This window comes from Streptomyces winkii (genome assembly GCF_032248595.1).
Taxonomy (GTDB): domain Bacteria; phylum Actinomycetota; class Actinomycetes; order Streptomycetales; family Streptomycetaceae; genus Streptomyces; species Streptomyces winkii.
Genome location: NZ_JASTTH010000002.1, coordinates 152,985 through 171,421, shown reverse-complemented (window position 1 = coordinate 171,421; position 18,437 = coordinate 152,985). Strand labels below are relative to the sequence as shown.

The 18,437-nt window shown below is 71.4% G+C and carries 14 protein-coding genes and 1 riboswitch; of the genes, 10 read left to right on the top strand and 4 right to left on the bottom strand.

Annotated features, from left to right (window positions below; all coding sequences use genetic code 11):
- Positions 1–5 precede the first annotated feature (5 nt).
- The 4 genes from QQM67_RS05125 to QQM67_RS05110 all read left to right on the top strand — a co-directional run bounded on the left by QQM67_RS05125 (position 6) and on the right by QQM67_RS05110 (position 4,614).
- Positions 6–848 carry an alpha/beta fold hydrolase gene (locus QQM67_RS05125; protein ID WP_314172386.1) on the top strand — a complete coding sequence of 281 codons (843 nt, stop codon included), beginning with the start codon at positions 6–8 and terminating at the stop codon, positions 846–848.
- A 154-nt stretch (positions 849–1,002) separates the two neighbouring features.
- Complete coding sequence (locus QQM67_RS05120; RefSeq protein ID WP_314172385.1) at positions 1,003–1,920, top strand: oxidoreductase; 918 nt, start codon at positions 1,003–1,005, stop codon at positions 1,918–1,920.
- Positions 1,921–2,183: 263 nt separating this feature from the next.
- Positions 2,184–3,110, top strand: coding sequence for a response regulator transcription factor (locus QQM67_RS05115; protein WP_314172384.1), 927 nt, complete (start codon positions 2,184–2,186; stop codon positions 3,108–3,110).
- A 237-nt stretch (positions 3,111–3,347) separates the two neighbouring features.
- Positions 3,348–3,526, top strand: a riboswitch (cyclic di-AMP (ydaO/yuaA leader).
- Between the two features lie 146 nt (positions 3,527–3,672).
- Positions 3,673–4,614: a transglycosylase family protein gene (locus tag QQM67_RS05110; protein ID WP_314172383.1), complete on the top strand. Its 942-nt coding sequence runs from the start codon at positions 3,673–3,675 to the stop codon at positions 4,612–4,614.
- 248 nt (positions 4,615–4,862) lie between these two features.
- Here QQM67_RS05110 and QQM67_RS05105 read toward each other — a convergent pair whose 3' ends face one another.
- Positions 4,863–6,488 (bottom strand): thiamine pyrophosphate-dependent enzyme, encoded by a 1,626-nt coding sequence (locus QQM67_RS05105; protein WP_314172382.1) that lies wholly within the window; start codon positions 6,486–6,488, stop codon positions 4,863–4,865.
- A 177-nt stretch (positions 6,489–6,665) separates the two neighbouring features.
- Positions 6,666–8,138, bottom strand: coding sequence for an MFS transporter (locus QQM67_RS05100; RefSeq protein ID WP_314172381.1), 1,473 nt, complete (start codon positions 8,136–8,138; stop codon positions 6,666–6,668).
- Between the two features lie 119 nt (positions 8,139–8,257).
- Between QQM67_RS05100 and QQM67_RS05095 the strand changes: the two genes are divergently transcribed.
- From QQM67_RS05095 to QQM67_RS05070, 6 genes are all read left to right on the top strand, one after another.
- Positions 8,258–9,058 carry an IclR family transcriptional regulator gene (locus QQM67_RS05095; RefSeq protein ID WP_314172380.1) on the top strand — a complete coding sequence of 267 codons (801 nt, stop codon included), beginning with the start codon at positions 8,258–8,260 and terminating at the stop codon, positions 9,056–9,058.
- A gap of 158 nt (positions 9,059–9,216) precedes the next feature.
- Positions 9,217–10,107 carry an arylamine N-acetyltransferase family protein gene (locus QQM67_RS05090; protein WP_314172379.1) on the top strand — a complete coding sequence of 297 codons (891 nt, stop codon included), beginning with the start codon at positions 9,217–9,219 and terminating at the stop codon, positions 10,105–10,107.
- Between the two features lie 360 nt (positions 10,108–10,467).
- Positions 10,468–10,797: a circadian clock KaiB family protein gene (locus QQM67_RS05085; RefSeq protein WP_314172378.1), complete on the top strand. Its 330-nt coding sequence runs from the start codon at positions 10,468–10,470 to the stop codon at positions 10,795–10,797.
- A complete protein-coding gene (gene kaiC / locus QQM67_RS05080) occupies positions 10,790–12,295 on the top strand; it encodes a circadian clock protein KaiC (RefSeq protein WP_314172377.1) in 1,506 nt (501 codons plus the stop codon). Before QQM67_RS05085 ends, kaiC begins: the two co-directional genes overlap by 8 nt.
- A gap of 15 nt (positions 12,296–12,310) precedes the next feature.
- Complete coding sequence (locus QQM67_RS05075) at positions 12,311–13,363, top strand: SpoIIE family protein phosphatase (protein ID WP_314172376.1); 1,053 nt, start codon at positions 12,311–12,313, stop codon at positions 13,361–13,363.
- A gap of 510 nt (positions 13,364–13,873) precedes the next feature.
- Positions 13,874–14,638: an ornithine cyclodeaminase family protein gene (locus QQM67_RS05070; protein WP_399065333.1), complete on the top strand. Its 765-nt coding sequence runs from the start codon at positions 13,874–13,876 to the stop codon at positions 14,636–14,638.
- A gap of 76 nt (positions 14,639–14,714) precedes the next feature.
- Here the strand turns inward: QQM67_RS05070 and QQM67_RS05065 are convergent, their stop codons facing one another.
- Complete coding sequence (locus QQM67_RS05065) at positions 14,715–15,416, bottom strand: hypothetical protein (protein WP_314172375.1); 702 nt, start codon at positions 15,414–15,416, stop codon at positions 14,715–14,717.
- A 245-nt stretch (positions 15,417–15,661) separates the two neighbouring features.
- Complete coding sequence (ppdK, locus tag QQM67_RS05060; protein WP_314172374.1) at positions 15,662–18,367, bottom strand: pyruvate, phosphate dikinase; 2,706 nt, start codon at positions 18,365–18,367, stop codon at positions 15,662–15,664.
- Positions 18,368–18,437: the final 70 nt, after the last annotated feature.

Below are 18,437 nucleotides of genomic sequence, written 5' to 3'. Positions count from 1 at the left end.
TCACCGTGACCGCATCCGCCGCGGCCGGCATGGCCCCGCTCCCGTACCACCGGCTGGACGGTCCCGCGGACGGCAAGCCGATGATCCTGGGCCCGTCGCTGGGCACCTCCCTGGCGGTCTGGGAACCCCAGCTGCCCGCGCTGATCCGCACCCACCACGTGCTGCGCTGGGACCTGCCCGGTCACGGGGCCTCCCCCGCCGAGCCGATGGCGGGCTCCTCCAGCGAGCTGATCCCGACCGACGGCTCCGCGACCGTCGGCCACCTCGCCGAGCTCGTGCTCCGCGCCGCCGACGCGCAGGGCTGGGACGAGTTCGCCTACGCCGGGGTCTCGCTCGGCGGCGCCGTGGGCCTGCACCTCGCGGTGCACCACCCCGAGCGGCTCACCGCGCTCTCCCTGGTCTGCTCCTCGGCCCGCTTCGGCGAGCCCGCCGCCTGGCGTGAGCGGGCGGCGGCCGTACGGGCGCAGGGAACCGAGTGCATGATCGCGTCGCGTCCCGGGGTGTGGTTCGCGGCCGAATTCGAATGCACGCCGCACGGTACGGCCTTGATCGAGGACCTGCGCTGCACGGACGCGGCCGGGTACGCGGCGTGCTGCGACGCCCTCGCGGCGTTCGACCTGCGCGACCGGCTGGCCGAGGTGACGGTACCCACCCTCGCCGTCGCGGGGCGCCTCGATCCGGCCACTCCGCCCGCGCACGCCCGCGAGATCACCGACGGCATCCCCGGAGCCGCGCTGGTCGAGGTCGCGGGGGCGGCGCATCTGGCCAACGCCGAATTCCCGGACGCGGTGACCTCCGCGCTGCTCGTCCACCACGGCGGGCTGCCGGGACAGCAGGAAGGGTGGTGAAGCGGGGGGAGCCCGTGAGCCCGGGGGCGTCCGAGAGCCACGGGGAGCCTGAGCAGTCCGAGGGGCACGCGGGCCCTCCGGGGTGCGGTTTCCCGGCGCCAGTCCTCCGGCCGCTCTCTCGCGCGGTGCGCCGGGCCGCCATACGCTGAGTCGCATGAGCTGGACAGCGCGCAGCATTCCCGACCAGAGCGGTCGTACCGCGGTGGTGACGGGAGCCAACAGCGGCATCGGATATGTCACTGCGCGCGAACTGGCGCGCCGCGGGGCGAGCGTGGTGCTCGCGTGCCGCAGCGAGCAGCGCGGCGCGTCGGCCCTGGACCGGCTGCTCTCCCAAGTGCCCGAGGCCCGCGCCGAGTTGCGCATGCTGGACCTCGCGGATCTGTCGTCCGTAAGGGAGTTCGCCCGGACGCTGCCCCACGGGAGCATCGATCTGCTGATCAACAACGCGGGGCTGATGGCGGTGCCGTACGCGCGTACCGCCGACGGCTTCGAGATGCAGTTCGGCGTGAACCACCTCGGCCATTTCGCCCTGACGGGGCTGCTGTTGGAGCGGCTGCTGGCCGCGCCGGGTGCGCGCGTGGTGACCGTCGCCAGCATGGCGCACGTGATGTCCAACATCGACATGAGCGATCTCGGCAGCGCACGCCGCTACCGCCCCATGGCGGCGTACGGCGCGTCGAAGACCGCCGGCCTGCTCTTCGTCCGGGAGCTGGCGCACCGTGCCGACAGCAAGGGTCTCGATCTGACCGCCACGGCCGCACATCCCGGCTACGCCCGCACCGAGTTGCAGGCCAAGGGCCCGCGGCTGGCCGGGCAGCCGCGGCGTGAACGGCTCACGCGGCTGTTCACGGACGCGGTCGGCGCCTCGGCCGACCAGGGCGCGGCTCCCGTCCTGTACGCGGCGACGGCGCCGTATGTGCAGGGCGACTCCTTCTACGGGCCGCGCATCCTGGGGGTGCGGGGTGGTCCGGGGCCGGCGTGGCGGGCGCCGTGGGCGCGCAACGACATCGCGGCGGCGCAGCTGTGGGCGGCCTCGGAGCGGCTGACGGGGGTCACGTACCGGGGGCTGTGACCCGGTGCGGCCCCTGCGGACGGCGTGAGCCGGGCCGGGCCTTCCGTGCCGAATCCCACCTCAAGCCTCCGTTCAGAAGCCTCGGTTCAGAAGCCTCCGTTCCGGGCCCTTGGTGCACGGGCGCGGCGTCGGGCATGGTTTCCTGCGTCCGTCCACTCGTCCAGTACGCGCAGTACGTGCGGCCCGTCCAATCCGCCAGGTCCGTCCCGCGCGACCCGCCTGAACACCCGCAACAGCCCGCCCGGCCCGAAGAGGAGGCAGCCGTGATCCGTGTGCTCGTCGTCGACGACGACTTCATGGTGGCCCGGCTGCACAGCACCCTCGTCGAGCAGGTGCCCGGCTTCACGGTGGCGGGAGCCGTGCACAGCGGCACCGAGGCGCTGGCGGCCGTCCGCGAGCTGCGCCCGGACCTCGTGCTGCTCGACATGTACCTCCCCGACGTGCCCGGCCTGGAGGTCCTGCGGGAGCTGCGCGGAACCGCGGCCCCCGAGGAGGGCCCGGACGTGCTGGTCGTCACCGCCGCCCGCGACGCCGAGACCGTACGGGGGGCACAGCGCGGCGGAGCCGTGCAGTACATCATCAAGCCCTTCGAGGGGCAGTTGCTGAAGGAGCGGCTGAGCCGCTACGCGGAGCGCCGGGCGGCGCTGGCCGCCCTCCAGAAGCCCGAACAAGGCGATGTGGACCGGCTGTTCGCCGATACGGCGGACCCCGCGGGCGCTCCGGGCGACGCGGCACCGGCAGGCACGGCAGGCACGGCAGGCACGGCGGACTCCGCCGGCCACGCCGCCCAATTCGGCCCCGGCGGCGCCGACGCCTCCCGTACCGCCGCCCCCGGCGCACCCCACCCGCACCCGGCGGGGCCCGGCCCCGCCGGCCCGGCGCGGCTGCCCAAGGGCCTCACCGAGCAGACGGCCGCCCTGGTCCGCGCCACGCTGGAGGCGGAGACCGACCCCGGCGGCCTGTCGGCCTCCGAGTGCGCCGGGCGCAGCGGCCTGTCCCGGGTGAGCGCGCGCCGCTACCTGGAGCACTTCGTCTCTCTCGGGACCGCCCGCGTCACGCTCCGGTACGGCACCACGGGCCGCCCGGAGCGCCGCTACCACCGCGTCGACCTGCCCCGTCCCGAGGCGGAGGCGGAAAAGCGGCCTGACGACCGCGGTGAACACGTGATTCACACCACAGAAAATCCGTGACCCGCATCACACCGAATACGAGGCCTTCGATCCGTCCCGCTCAATTCCCTTGTACCGCAAGGAGAATGGAACAAGGCCGGTTAACCCGTACATGCCAATTCGGGTGATCTTCTCCTGCGGTGGCTTCTGCGCCTTTCTTGTGGTGACGAATTCCTTCTGATTAACGTGCAACCGCACCGCGTCTCCCGTGCGGTGGTCCGCAGACCGGGACGCCGAATCCTGCCGCCCGGTTCGCGGAAAGCTCACAATCCCAATCCGGCAGGAGCGGGGGACCCAAGGTAAGCGCCGCGCGTTCCGCATCCGAGAAGCGCACGGCTAGGGGTGAAGCCGCACACGAATGCCCCCTCGCATTCGCCACGGCCGGGCAACTCCAGCCCGAATCCGACAGCTCACCTCGCAGGCGCAGGAGAGGAACTGAACTATGTCCGGACGCGGTCGACACCGTCGTCAGCCCAATCGCCGTATCTCGCGCAGAGTTTCGCGCACCTCCCTCGCAATCACCGCGGGCGGCGCGGGAATCGCCCTTCCCTTCATCGGCACCGGCACCGCGCACGCCGCCTCCGTGGACACCTGGGACAAGGTCGCCCAGTGCGAGTCCACGGGCAACTGGTCCATAAACTCCGGCAACGGCTACTACGGCGGCCTCCAGTTCAGCCAGAGCACGTGGGCCGCGCACGGCGGTACGGAGTTCGCCCCGCGCGCCGACCAGGCCACCAAGGAAGAGCAGATCCGCGTCGCCGAGAAGGTGCTCGACAGCCAGGGCCCCCAGGCCTGGCCGTCCTGCGGCCCGAAGGCCGGACTGAGCCGGGACAGCGCCGCGCCGGACCTGTCGTCCGGCTCCGGCAAGAAGGCCAAGCACGCCAAGCCCGCCGCGGACGACTCGGCCAAGAAGGCCGAGAAGGAGTCGTCCAAGAAGTCCGAGAAGAAGAGCACCGAGAGGTACACCGTCGAGACCGGCGACACCCTCAGCGCGATCGCCCGCGACCACGACACCGAGGGCGGCTGGCGCAAGCTGTACGACGCCAACCGCAAGGTCGTCGGCTCGGACCCCGACCTGATCCACCCGGGCCAGAAGCTGTCGCTCTCCGGCGACGGCGGCGGCTCCGGCGGCGCCGAGGGCTCCAAGTCGCAGGGCGGCGAGGCACCCGGCGCGGGCACGGCGCAGCCGTCCGGCCAGAAGTACGGCAACAACCTCGACGGGTGGATCCGCGAGGCCCTGGACGTCATGAGGGCCAAGAACATCCCCGGCACTTATGAGGGCATCAGGCGGAACATCATGCGGGAGTCGGGCGGCAATCCGAACGCCGTCAACAACTGGGACATCAACGCCCAGAACGGCACACCGTCCAAGGGTCTGCTCCAGACGATCAAGCCCACATTCGACACCTACCACGTCGAGGGCACGTCCTTCAGCATGACCGACCCCGTCGCGAACATCGCGGCCGCGTGCAATTACGCGGCGGCCAGGTACGGTTCGATCGACAACGTCAACGGCCCGTACTGACAGGCCCGTCCGGCAGCCCTGACGCTGCCGGCGGACAACTCGATAAATGCGCGGTGCGGTTCGCCGGCACGAGGATTCGGCGGAACGAATCCCCGAATCAGTGAATGAGCGGATCACGCATTGCGGCACGGATGGCGGCCTGTTCACCGAGCAATTCGGTGGACGGCCGCCATCGGCTTTTCCCCCGCGGGAAACCTTCCACCGAAACCCACAACTGGAACTCGCAACTGGAACGCCGCAGTTGGACGTCACGGCTGGAACGTGTCGTCCGCCCGCACCGCCACTTCGAGAACCAGTGGCCGTGTGCTGTCGGGGAGTTCGGGCAGCAGCGCGTCCAATTCCGAGAGCAGTTCGGCATATCCGCCGACACTGCGCGCGGAACACCCCAGTGCCCTGGCCATTCCGGAGACGCTGACTTCCTCGAAGTCGGGCCACGGGGCGGTGTCTTCGTGTCTGTCCGCGAGCCGGTCCATGATCGCGTACCGGCCGTTGGCGAGGACGACGAAGACGACGCCCACCCGGTACCGCACAGCCGTCCAGAGCGCCTGTATCTGGTAGAGCGACGACCCGTCGCCGACGACGGCCACAACCGGCCGCCGCGGCGCACCCATCCGTACGCCGATCGCGGCCGGCAGCGCGAACCCGAGCGCGCCCATCGCGGCGCTGAGGAAGCCCATCGGACGCCGCGCCGGCACGAGCGCGTGCAGATCGGGACGGCTGGACGGGGTCTCCTCCACCAGCACCGTCTCCTCGGGCAGCCGCCGCGCGAGCTCCGCCAGCACATGCGCGGCCCGCAGCGGCTCGCCCTCCCCGGGCGGGTCCGGCGGTGCGGCGCGGCCCGCGCGCGCCTGCGCGGCCTGGGCTCCGGCCCGCTCGACGCCCACGTCGTCCTTGCGTACGGTCTCGGCCAGTGCCGTGCAGAACGCGGGCAGCGCGGCCACCACGGCGAGATCGGCCGGTGCCCGGTGCGCCTCCGCTGGGTCGTCCGTGACGAGCGCGAGCCGTGTGCCCGGGTGCACCAACGGCCCGTCCTCGTACGGGTATTGGCGGAAGACGGGAGCGCCGACGCTCAGCACCGCGTCATGCGGGCCGAGAGCCTCCCGAAGCCGCGTACGGTCCGCCGGCAGATGCCCGGCGAAGAGCGGATGGTCCTGCGGAAAGCCCGCCCGTGCGCCGAACGACTCCTGCCACACGGGACAGCCGCGCCGCTCCGCGAGGAGCGTCAGCGCCTCCCAAGTGACGAGGTGGTCCGCACCCGCCCCGACGACCAGCGCCGGCGCGGAGGCCCCGTCCAGCAGCCCGGCGACCTCCCGTACGGCCCCGGTGTCGGCGGCGCCCGGCAGGCGGAGCTCCGCGGGCGCGGGCAGCGGCAGCTCCTCGGCGGGCTGCGCCCAGTCGTCCATCGGGACGACGACCAGCACGGGACCGCGCAGCGTACGGGCGGCGTGCGCGGCCCTGGCGATCGCTCCGGGCACGTCCTGTGCACGCGGCGGCGTCTCCGTCCGTACGGGATAGTCGCCGGCCAGCTGCTCCAAGTGCCCTGCGAGAAACGGCTCCTGGACGAGGTGCCGCCGGTCCTGCTGCCCGACGATCACGACCAGCGGCGCGCGGTTGACCCGCGCCGTGGACAGCGCTCCCACCGCGTTCCCGAGGCCCGCGGTGGTGTGCAGCAGCGCGAGCGCGGGAGCCTCGCGCGCGAGGGCGTAGCCGATGGCCGCCCCGACGACGGAGCCCTCGTGCAGCGCGAGCACGAAGCGGATGTCGTCGGGGAGGCCGGCGAGGAAGGGCACCTCCGTCGAGCCCGGGTTGGCGAACACGGTGGTCAGGTCGTGCCGGCGCATCACGTCGAGCGCCGCCTCGCGGACGGTGGGCATGGATGGGGAACTCCTGTTGCCGTGTCGGGGCAGGACCGGCGGCTGCCGGTGCTCGGTACTTCCGTCTCGGAGTCGGTGCTGGTCAGGGTCCAAGGGCACTGGTCAGGGTCCAAGGGCGCGTGGGCGTGCGGCCCGTCCCGGGCTCAACCGGGCTGCGGCATCACCGACTTGGGGCCGTCACTGGGCCACCGCCTCCGTCGAGCGGTGGCGTACCTGCGACAGGACGAAGAAGCCCGCGACGACGATCGCCGTGTCCAGCCAGACCGCCGCCTCCCAGCCTCCCGTCTGGTCCCGCAGCACACCGCTGATCGCGGGAGAGAGCACCGCGCCCGTCTCCCCGATGAGGTTCTGCATGCCGAACGCCGAGCCCCGCAGCCGCTGCGGTGCGATCTCGGCGGTCAGGGCGTGCCCGACGGGCTGGAGCGCGTTGAAGAACAGGCTCGCGCAGAACAGCAGCAGACCCATGACCCACAGCGACGGACGGGCGGCGGCGCTGAGGTACCAGGCGAACGCGATGGTCAGTACGGCCTGCGCCCCGGTGAAGGTCAGCATCATCCTCTTGCGGCTCCAGCCGCGCCGCAGCCCGTGGTCCGAGAGCCAACCGCCCGCGGGGAAGCCCAGGATGCCCGCGCCCGCGTTGAACGCCGCGGTGAGAGCGGCGCTCATGAACGACGAGTGCGCCGCACCGGCGACGATGGAGACCGACCAGAAGCTGAAGAACCACAGGTTCCACAGGATGGCGATGTAGACGAGGTAGATCAGGAACAGATCGCGGTTCTTGATGACCGGGCCCACTTCCGTGCCCTTGCGTACGAGCGCGAAGATCACCAGGCCGACGGCGAGGGCGACTTCGAGCAGGGCGACCCACAGCTCGGACAGGCCGACGCCCGTGCCCAGCCAGTACACGCCCATGATCAGTGCCAGCGAGACGGCCGAGTAGGCGCCCAGGTGGAGCGTCGCACGGCTCAGCCCGGAGAGCGTGAGGTGACTGCGGAACCAGAAGGCGATGACGACGCCCACCACGACGGTCCCGGCTCCCAGCACCCAGAAGACCATCCGCCAGGCCTCGACGTGCGAGAGGAACAGCTTCCCGAATTCGACGAGTTCGGGCGTGAAGACGATCGCGATGGTGATGCCGAGCGCGAGCCCCGTGATGACCACGCCCATGCCGAGGCTGCGCTGCCGCGCGGGCGTGGTGGCGGTGATCAGGCTGCGGTCGTTGGAGTAGAAGGCGCCCTCGCCGAGACCGGTCACGACGCGTATGACGATGAACGCGACCAGCCCGCCGATGACGCCCGTGAGGATGGTCGCGACGCCCGCCCAGAGCAGGCTGACGACGATGAGGGTGCGGTGCCCGTAGCGGTCGCCGAGGTAGCCGCCGGGGAACTGGGTGAGCATGTAGCCGGCGAAGAAGAGCCCGCCGACGAGGCCGCCGAGCGCGTGCGGATTCTCCGCGTCGGCGAGGAAGCCCACGCCGTTGTCGATCATCCAGGTCACGACGGGGCCGGTGACGGCCCGGTCGGCCGCGCTCACCGTCCAGCCCAGGAGCAGCAGCACCCACAGGGTGTGCCAGGAGCGCCAGCCGCCTCCTTCCTCGGGGGCGTCCGTACGTGGCTCGACTGAAGAGGGGTCTCCCGGTACAGCCTTCATGGGTTCTCCATCAGCGGTTGATGCGGTGCCGGACGCCTGGCCGCGGCCGGGCTGCGGGCCGCCGGTCAACGTAGACGCGAGGAGTGGTAGGCGGAACTGGTTGCGATACGTTTTCTGCTATGCCGAAAAAACCGCGTGCGGAACCGGAAAGACAGGGCCGGCAGGAGAGACAAGGCGACGTCTACGCCGCCAGTTCCGTCGACAACGCGCTGCGCGCCCTGGTCTATCTCCGCGGACATCAGCACGCCCGCGTCACCGACATCAGCGACCACCTGGGCGTGGCCCGCTCCACCGCGCACCGGCTGCTGACGACGCTGCGCGGCCACGGATTCGTCGAGCAGGAGCCCGGCGGCCGCCGTTACCGCCTCGGCCCCGTGCTGCTGGGCCTCACCCGCGGAGCGGTCGACGAGCCGACGCTGGTGCAGGTCGCCCACGGCCATCTCGCCCGGCTGCGGGACGAGGCGGGCGAGACGACCAACCTCCTCGTCCTGGACGGGGCCGACTCCCGCTTCGCGGACGGATGCGAGGGCCCGCACCCGCTGCGCGTGGCCACTCGTACCGGCGACCGCGTGCCCGCCTACGGGACGGCCGGCGGCAAGGCCCTGCTCAGCGAGCTCTCCCCCGAGGCCGCGCGCACGCGCTACCGCCGCGGCCTGCCCGCCCTGACGTCCACGACACTCCGCGACGTGGACGCTCTCGTCGCCGACCTCGCGGTGTGCCGGGCACGCGGCTACGCCCTCAACTTCGACGAGAGCGTCACGGGCGTGCACGGCGTCGGTGTCCCCGTCCGCGACCGCTTCGGCACCTGCGTGGCGGCGGTGACGGTCGCCGCTCCGAGCATCCGCCTCGACGTCGCCCGCGCGGCCGAACTCGCCCCGCTGCTGCGGCGGACGGCCGACCGCATCGGCGCCGAGCTGTGAACGGGACACGCTCTGTGTGAGCCCGCCGGGGCCGCTCATCATGCGGCTTCCGTACGGCGGCGGGAATGCCCGGCCACCGGCGGTTTGCTGTTCGGAGCAGGACCCGACACGGCCTCCGGCGCCGGTGCACGCGCGAGAGACGGACGGACGGTACGGACATGACGGAAGCGGCGGCCCCGAGCGGCGGCCTGTGGCGCGGGGACGAGGTCCATCTGGAGCCGTATCTGGACCGGATCGGCTACACCGGCGACCGCGCCCCCACCGCGGAGAGCCTCCGCGCGCTCCAGCGGGCCCACGTGCTGTCCATGCCGTTCGAGAACCTCGACCCGGTCCTCGGCCGAGGGGTGTCGCTCGAACTGCCCGCACTTCAGGACAAGATGGTGCGCGGCGGTCGCGGTGGCTACTGCTTCGAGCACGTCTCGCTCTTCGCCGCCGCCCTGGAACGGCTCGGCTTCGGCGTGACAGGGCTGATCGGCCGCGTACGGCTGGGCTCCGACAAGATCAAACCCGCCACCCACGCCGTACTGCGGGTCGAGACGGCCGAGAGTCCCCGCACGGGCCGCGCATGGCTCTGCGACGTGGGCTTCGGCATGAGCCCCCTCGTACCGCTGGAACTGGCGGACGGCGCCGAGGCGTCGGCCGGTGACTGGCGCTACCGGCTGGAGCACGCGGAGGTCACGCCGGGGGCCGAGGGCTGGGTTCTGCACGTATGGAGCGCGCAGGACGGCCGCTGGTTCGACCGCCACACCTTCACGCCCGGCCCCGCCTACCCCGTCGACTACCAGGTGGCCAGCCACTTCGTCTCGACGCACCCCCGCTCGCCGTTCGTCACGCGCCCCTTCCTCCAGCGCGTCTACGACGACAGGGGCGTCGTACTCGACGGCCGCACGCTCTCGACGTTCCGCCCGCGCGACGGCTCCACGGAGAAGCGCGAACTGGAGCCGCCGGAGGCGGTGAAGACCCTGGCGACCGTCTTCCGCGTCCACGTCACTGCGTCCGACGAGCAACGCCTGACCGCCCTGCTCGCGGAGGCGGGCGACGATCGGTAGTCGCCACCGCGAGAGCGCGCCTGCTCCGCATCACCGCTCGGCCCGGCATACGCCGTGGGCCCGGTCTACCGCACGGCGGCTCTCTGCTCGCGGCCGGCGGCATGCCGTGTCACGGTGGAAGAGCAGGGCAGCCGCCGGCGGGTGGGTTCTCGTGTCCGCCTCTGTCACGGCGAGAGGACGGAGGATGTGGGCTGGGTGATGCGGGTTTCTGGCGAGAGCTCCCGGGCACTGCCCGGACCGGCAAGGGCAGGTGCCTGGATGGACATCAGGGGACAGCGGGGCGGCGGAGGCAGCCGTGCGGGTCGTCGTGACCGGGCAGGGGAACCCGCGCGTTCCAACGCGACCGGGGGGGGCGCACAGGTGACCACTGACTACGCGTTCCGCCTGTATGTGGCCGGGCAGTCGGAGCGGTCCAGCACCGCAGAGGCGAATCTGCGCGCACTGGCCGGGGCCCGGCTGCCGGGCGGATACGAGTTGGAAGTGGTGGACGTGGTGGCGCGGCCCGGGCTGGCGGAGGAGCAGCGGATCCTGGCCACGCCGACCGTGGTCAGGCTGCTGCCGCTTCCGCAGTTGCGGGTGATCGGGGACCTGTCCGACCCGCCGAGGGTCGCGTACGCGCTGGATCTGCCGGACGAGCCGCAGGAAGTCCGGATGGAGAACCGGCTGGAGAGGGAGGCCGGCGATGGCTGAAGGCGACACGGTCGAGCGGGTTCCCACCGGGATCAACGGGTTCGACCAGGTGGCGATCGGGGGGCTGCCGGCGGGAAGGCCGACCCTGGTCACCGGCACGACCGGCAGCGGTAAGACGATCTTTGCCGGGGAGTTCCTCGCCCGCGGTATCACGAAGAACGATCAGCCGGGGGTGTTCGTCACTTTCGAGGAGCCGCCGGAGGCGATCCGCCGCAACTTCGCCTCGCTGGGCTTTCCGATCGAGCAGTGGGAAGCCGAGGGGAAGTGGGCGTTCGTCGACGCCGCCGAGAGCAAGGACGAGGAAGCCGCCGTCATCGGTGCCTTCGATTTCGGCGCGCTGACGTCCCGCATCGCAGACGCGGTCCGCCGGATCGGCGCCTCCCGCGTGGTGCTGGACTCGCTGGGGGCCGTGTTCGCCCGGTTCACCGACTCCGGGATCGTCCGCCGGGAGAGCTACAGGCTCGCTTCCGCGCTGAATTCGCTGGGGGTCACCTCGGTCATCACAGCCGAGCGGAACACCGAGTACGACGGCGTATCCCGGTACAGGGTCGAGGAGTTCGTCGTCGACAACGTGATCGTCCTGCGCAACGTGCTGACTGGAGAACGGCGGCGCCGGACCGTCGAGATCGTCAAGTTCCGCGGTGCCCCGCACCGCACGGGGGAATGGCTGTTCACCATCGACTCGCGCGAAGGGTTCGTCGTCATCCCCCTCGCTTTCCTCGGCATGCCGTCCGCGCCTGCCTCCAGTACCCGCGTGTCCTCGGGCAACTCCGGGCTGGACAGGATGTGCGGCGGCGGGTTCTACCGGGACGCCGTCGTCCTGCTGTCCGGGCCCTCCGGGTCCGGCAAGACACTGACCAGTCTGAAGTTCCTGGAGACCGGTGTCGCAGCGGGGGAGCGCTGCCTGGGCTTCACCTTCGACGAGACCCGCGAGCAGATGAGGCGCAACGCGGCCGGCTGGGGAATCGACCTGGAGGGCATGGAGGAAGCCGGCCGGCTTCAGGTGGTGTGCGACTACCCGGAAGTGGCCTCCCTGGAGGACTACTTCATCCGGATCAGACGGGCCGTGGCGGATTTCGAGCCCCAGCGCTTGGTCATCGACACCCTGTCCGCGCTGGAACGCATCGCCACGCCGAGGGCGCTCCTCGACCTGGTGATCGCGCTGGGCGCGGTCGTCCGCGAGCACCGCGTCACCACGCTGTTCACCTCCGCCCCCATGAGCCGTTTCACACCTGCGCAGACACCTTCGATCGCGCGCGAACTGGCCAGCCTCACCGACGTCACCATCGCGCTGCGGTACTTCCAGACGGCCGGGATGATCAAGCGCACCGTGGCCATCGTGCAGAACCGCGGCTCCGCCCACGACGAGGCCGTGCGCCAGATCACCATCGACGCGGGAGGCATGCACATCGGCGCCCCGGTCGGCACCCTCGACGACATGGAAGCCGTCGGCTTGGACGCGCCACCGTGGCCGGGCGTCATCGGCGACGACATCTGAGCGCGGCGCCCCCTCATGACGAGAGACGACCCCGGTGCCGGGACCAGCGGATTCGGAGGCGACCTCCTCGACCTGGTCGTCTCCGCATCCGCTGACGGCGTCATCGCGGTGGACGATCAGGGGATCGTCCGGCTGTGCAACCCAGCCGCGACGGAGCTTTTCGGCCGCCCCGCCCGGGAGCTGCTGGACGCACCGTTCGGCTTCCCGATCGTGGCCGGCCAGTCGACAGACGTGGAGCTGACACAGCCCGGAGGCGGCGTCAGGGTCGTCGAGATGCGCGTCAGCGCGACCACGTCGTACGGCGCTGCGCTGCGTGTCATCACACTGCGGGACGTCACGTCCCGATGGCTCGCCTTCCAGCGGCTGCTTCTGCCGACGCTGCCGGACCTGGCCCCTCACCAGGCGGCCGTCGTCTACCGGCCGGCCGCCGAGCAGCTGGGCGGCGACTGGTACGACGCCCTCCCGCTGCCCGGCGGCGCCGTCGGCGCCGTGATCGGCGACGTCGCCGGGCACAGCCTGCAAGCCGCCGCCGCGATGGCCCAGATCCGCAACATGCTGCGCGCCCTGCTCTACGACCGGCCCGCCGCGCCCGGCTCGGTGCTGGCCACACTCGACCGGACGCTGCACGCGATCAACGAGAACCCCGTCACCACCGCATGCGTGGCCTGCATCGAGCCGAGCGGCGACGGCTGGCGGCTGCGGTGGAGCAGCGCGGGCCATCTCCCGCCGCTGCTGCTCACCGCCGCCGGCACCCCGGAGTACCTGCACACCGAGCCCGGCCTGCCGCTCGGCGTCGAGCCCGGCCGGCCCCGCTTCGCCAGCACCCGCTCCCTGCCCGGGGGCGCCACGGTGATCTTCTTCACCGACGGGCTCATCGAACGGCCCGGCGAGTCCATCGACGTCGGCCTGGCCGCCCTCGCGGCGATCGCCGAGAGCAGCGCCGGCCTGCCGCTGGACGAGCTGTGCCGGACCCTCGCCGACCAGCACCCCGGCGACGGCCACGACGACATGGCCATCCTCGCGCTGCGCATGCCTGCCGGGCCGCACGACGGAGACGCTGCGCGATAGGGGCGCGGGCGCAGAGCCGGCCGGACAGGACGCGCCGCAAGCCGGTCCCGGCCACCGAACGTGACGTCAAGTCCCGGGATCCAGTGCGGCGTTGACCGAAGCAGCGTTGACGATGACGCCGCCCATCAGCACCATCGCGAGCAAGCCGGGTGCCGCGGGATCGGCTCCTTCCGGCCCGCCGAGACGAACAAGCGCGGCCCCGGACACCCCGGCATCGACGGACCCGCCGGGCCGGGCTTCCCCTGGTCGGCGACGCACTGCTCACCGCCGGGACATCCCGGCAGCGAGGTCCGCCGAATCGCCGGGGCCGGCCTGGCCCGCTTACCCGGCGCCACGTACCACTGAACGGAACCGCGATGCTTCCCTACCTCGACGCAGCGCTTCTGAACGAGCTGCTCCCCTACCCGCGCGCGATCGACGTCCTCCGGGACGCGCTCCAGGACGGGCCGCCTGACGTCACCGCACCGGCCCGGTCGGCCGCCGACGCCCCCCGGCGGACACGTCCTCATCATGCCCGCAGCGGATCAGGACGTGTTCGGCATCAAGGTCGCCGGAGTCGCCCCGGGCAACCCGTCGCACGGCCTGCCGCGCATCACCGGCACCTATCTGCTCCACGATGCCGACACCCTGCAACCGGTTCTGGCGATCGACGGCCCCGCGCTCACCTTGCTGCGCACGGCGTCCCTGTCCGCCCTCGCGGTCGATGCCCTCGCCCTCCCGCAGGCCTCCCGCCTCCTGGTCTACGGCACCGGCCCGCAGGCGGCGGCGCACCTGCAAGCCCTGGGCTCCGTACGGGACTTCGAGACAGTCACCGTCGCCGGCCGCACCGCCCGATCCGCCCGCGGCTTCGCCGAGATCCACGGAGTCGGCGTCGCCACCGCGGACGACCTTCGCCGGGCCGACGTCGTCGCGTGCTGCACCAGCACCTCCACGCCCCTCTTCGACGGACGTGACCTCTCGCACCGCTCGACCGTCGTCGCGATGGGCTCGCACACCCTCGACGCCCGCGAACTCGACACGTACGCACTGACCGGCGCGCAGGTCGTCGTCGAGGACGTCCCCACCGCCACACGCGAAGCAGCCGACGTCGCCGAGGCGTTGGCCTCCGGCGGCCTGGACGAGGCCGTCGCACTCCACCGGATCGTGACCGGACAGACCCCGGTGCGCCACGACAGGCCCCGCGTGTTCCGGTCGGTGGGCATGGCCTGGGAAGACCTCGTCGTCGCCAAGGCGGCCCTGGCCCGGTGGCGACCGACGCAGGGACAAGATGACTGACCTCACTCAAGAGGCTTCGCCGGGCGCGCGTCGCCCCCGCCACCGCCCGGTGGCGGGGACTTGTCGTCGCCGGGGGTCAGGCGCTGGGGCAGGGCTTGTCGCCGGCGTCGCCGGCGTCGCCCGTGCCGCCGGTGTCGCCCGTGCCGCCCCGTGGGCGTGGCCGGCGGTCGTCGATGAGGATGCGGATGGCGTTGCCGTTCTCAGCGTTCCTGTCGACCTCGCCGAGTGCGTCGCCGATGCGGTTGTAGATCTTGGCGGCGAGGTGGCTGGTTGCCGGGGTCGTGGAGGTGCGCCGGGTTCGCCAGAGCGCGTCGATCACTGCGATGAGGGAGCGGCCCGAGATGTCGACTTCGACGATGCCGTCATCGTCGGTCTCGATGTCGACGGGCAAGTGGAAGTGTTCGCCGCCGCTGGCCTGTTCGACGAGGAACGCCCAGGTGTCGCGGTGACAGACGAGTTCGGCGTAGGCGGTACCGGCGGCACGGCGTAGGAGGTCGTTGTAGTCGTGGTGATCGTGGTGGTCGCGGCAGTCGTCGTCGGGTGCGGCGCTGGTCGAGGCGCGGGGTGCGGGTTCGGCGTGTGGCGTTGCCCTGATCTCGGCTATCTCGCGGCGTAGCGCTTCGATGTCGGCCAGGACGGCCCGGTTCTGGTAGTTGGCGCCTGTGGTCGTGTCGGCGATGCTGCGGCTGAGCTGATCGCCGAGGTTTCGTACCGTCTTGTTGATACAGCAGAGTTGGTCCCTGATCTCAGTGAGGACTTCGCTGCTCCTCCGTGGCATGCATCCCCTCCCGGTTATGGCCCGACAAGGAAGGCTCCCCGCAGGTGGCAGGGACGACGCGGCGGCTTTCGGTCGTTCCGCGTGCCTGAAATCCACGTGCCTGAACCCGCGTGCCTGAAAGGGGGTGGCACCTCCGCACAGGTGCCACCCCCGGGTTCCCGGCCCCGCCGCGCGCCGTCGGTGAGGAGGCGGACGCATGACGGGTCGGGAAGATCGGTCACGGGCGCGCTCGGCGCGCCCGCGACTCAGTCCGTCGCCGCCGCGCGGCCCGCCTCCAGGCGGGCGACGGGGATGCGGAACGGCGAGCACGAGACGTAGTCCAGTCCGACCTCGTGGAAGAAGTGCACGGAGTCGGGGTCGCCGCCGTGTTCGCCGCACACGCCGAGCTTGAGGTCGGGCCGCGTCGCGCGGCCCTTCTCCACGGCGTGGCGCACGAGTTCGCCGACGCCTTCCCTGTCGATCGTCTCGAACGGGGATACCCCGAAGATCCCCTTCTCCAGGTACGCGGTGAAGAAGCTGGCCTCCACGTCGTCCCGGCTGAACGCCCACACCGTCTGCGTCAGGTCGTTGGTGCCGAAGGAGAAGAAGTCGGCGCACTCGGCGATCTGGCCCGCCGTCAGTGCCGCGCGCGGCAGTTCGATCATCGTGCCCAGCGTGAGGTTCAGCTCCACATCGTGCCGCTCCTCGACCTCCGCGATGACCGCCTCGGCCTCCTCCCGTACGATCTCCAGCTCCTGCACGGTGCCCACCAGCGGAATCATGATCTCCGCCCGCGGGTCGCCGCCGCCGGTCTTGCGCTCGGCCGCCGCCTCCGCGATGGCCCGCACCTGCATGGTGAACAGGCCCGGCACGACCAGCCCCAGCCGTACGCCGCGCAGCCCCAGCATCGGGTTCTGCTCGTGCAGCCGGTGTACGGCCTGGAGGAGCCGCAGATCGTTCTCGTTGGCGTCCTTGCGGGACTCGGCGAGCGCCACCCGCACCGACAGCTCGGTGATGTCCGGCAGGAACTCGTGCAGCGGCGGGTCCAGCAGCCGTACGGTCACCGGCAGCCCGTCCATCGACTCCAGCAGCTCGACGAAGTCGCCCTTCTGGAGCGGCAGCAGACCCTCCAGCGCCTCGTCGCGCTCCTGCTCGGTGTCCGCGAGGATGAGCCGCTCGACGAGGCTGCGCCGCTCCCCGAGGAACATGTGCTCGGTGCGGCACAGGCCGATGCCCTGCGCTCCGAAGCGGCGGGCGCGTGCGCCGTCCTCGGCGTTGTCGGCGTTGGCGCGTACGCGCAGCCGGCGCACCCGGTCCGCGTACGCCATGATCCGGTGGACGGCCTTGACCAGTTCGTCGGCGTCGTCGGCGCCCGCGTGCATGCGGCCTTCGAAGTACTCGACGACGGGCGAGGGCACGACCGGCACCTCCCCGGCGTAGACCTTGCCGGTGGAGCCGTCGATCGAGACGACGTCGCCCTCCTCGATGACCCTCCCTCCGAGGGTCTTCAGGCAGCGCCGCTTGGTGTCGACCTCCAGCTCCTCGGCGCCGCACACGCAGGTCTTGCCCATGCCGCGGGCGACGACGGCGGCGTGCGAGGTCTTGCCTCCGCGGGAGGTGAGGATGCCCTCGGCGGCGAGCATGCCGTCCAGGTCGTCCGGGTTGGTCTCGCGGCGGATGAGGATGACCTTCTCGCCGGAGCGGGACCACTTGATCGCGGTGTACGAGTCGAAGACGGCCTTGCCGACCGCCGCACCCGGGGAGGCGGCGATGCCCCAGCCGATCTCGTCGGCGTCCCGGACTCCGCCGTCGCTGTCGAAGCGGGGGAACATCAGCTGCGCGAGCTGGTTGCCGTTGACGCGCTGGAGCGCCTCGGCCTCGTCGATGAGGCCCTGGTCGACGAGCTGGGTGGCGATGCGGAAGGCCGCGGCGGCCGTGCGCTTGCCCACGCGGGTCTGGAGCATCCACAACTTGCCGCGCTCGATGGTGAATTCGATGTCGCACAGGTCCCTGTAGTGCGTCTCCAGGGTCTCCATGATCTGCATCAGCTGGTCGTACGAGGGCTTGTCCAGCCGCTCCAGCTCGGCGAGCTGCACGGTGTTGCGGATACCGGCGACGACGTCCTCGCCCTGCGCGTTCTGGAGGTAGTCGCCGTAGACGCCCTGCTGGCCGGTCGCGGGGTCGCGGGTGAAGGCGACGCCGGTGCCGGAGTCCGGGCCGAGGTTGCCGAAGACCATCGAGCAGACGTTGACGGCCGTGCCCAGGTCCTGCGGAATGCGCTCCTGACGGCGGTAGAGCTTGGCGCGCTCACCGTTCCACGAGTCGAAGACCGCCTTGACCGCGAGGTCCATCTGCTCGCGCGGGTCCTGCGGGAAGTCCCGGTCCGTCTCCTTGAGCACCAGGTTCTTGAACTTCTCCGCGAGCGCCTGCATGTCCGCCACGTCGAGGTCGACGTCACTGGTGACGCCCTTGAGGCTCTTGGCCTGCTCGATCGCCTCGGAGAAGACCTCGCCGTCCATGCCGAGGACGGTGTCGCCGAACATCTGGATGAGGCGGCGGTAGGAGTCCCACGCGAAGCGTTCGTCGCCCGACTGTGCGGCCAGCCCGTGCACGGATTCGTCGGAGAGCCCGATGTTGAGGACGGTGTCCATCATGCCGGGCATCGAGAACTTCGCCCCCGACCGTACGGACACCAGCAGCGGGTCGTCGGCCTGGCCCAGCTTCTTGCCCATCTTCCGCTCCAGCGCGTCGAGATGGGCGCTCACCTCGTCGCGGAGCGCGGCCGGTTCCGTGCCGCTGTCGAGGTACACCTTGCAGGCCTCGGTCGTGATCGTGAATCCCGGCGGGACGGGGAGTCCGAGGTTGGTCATCTCGGCGAGATTGGCCCCCTTGCCACCGAGGAGGTCCTTGAGATCCTTGTTGCCCTCTGTGAAGTCGTAGACGAACTTCTGCGCTGCATCGTGATCCGGCACGGGCTCGACCCCTCGTCAACGGCTGGCCTGACGGCGGGGAGCGTACCCAGATCGAAGGCACAGAGTTACG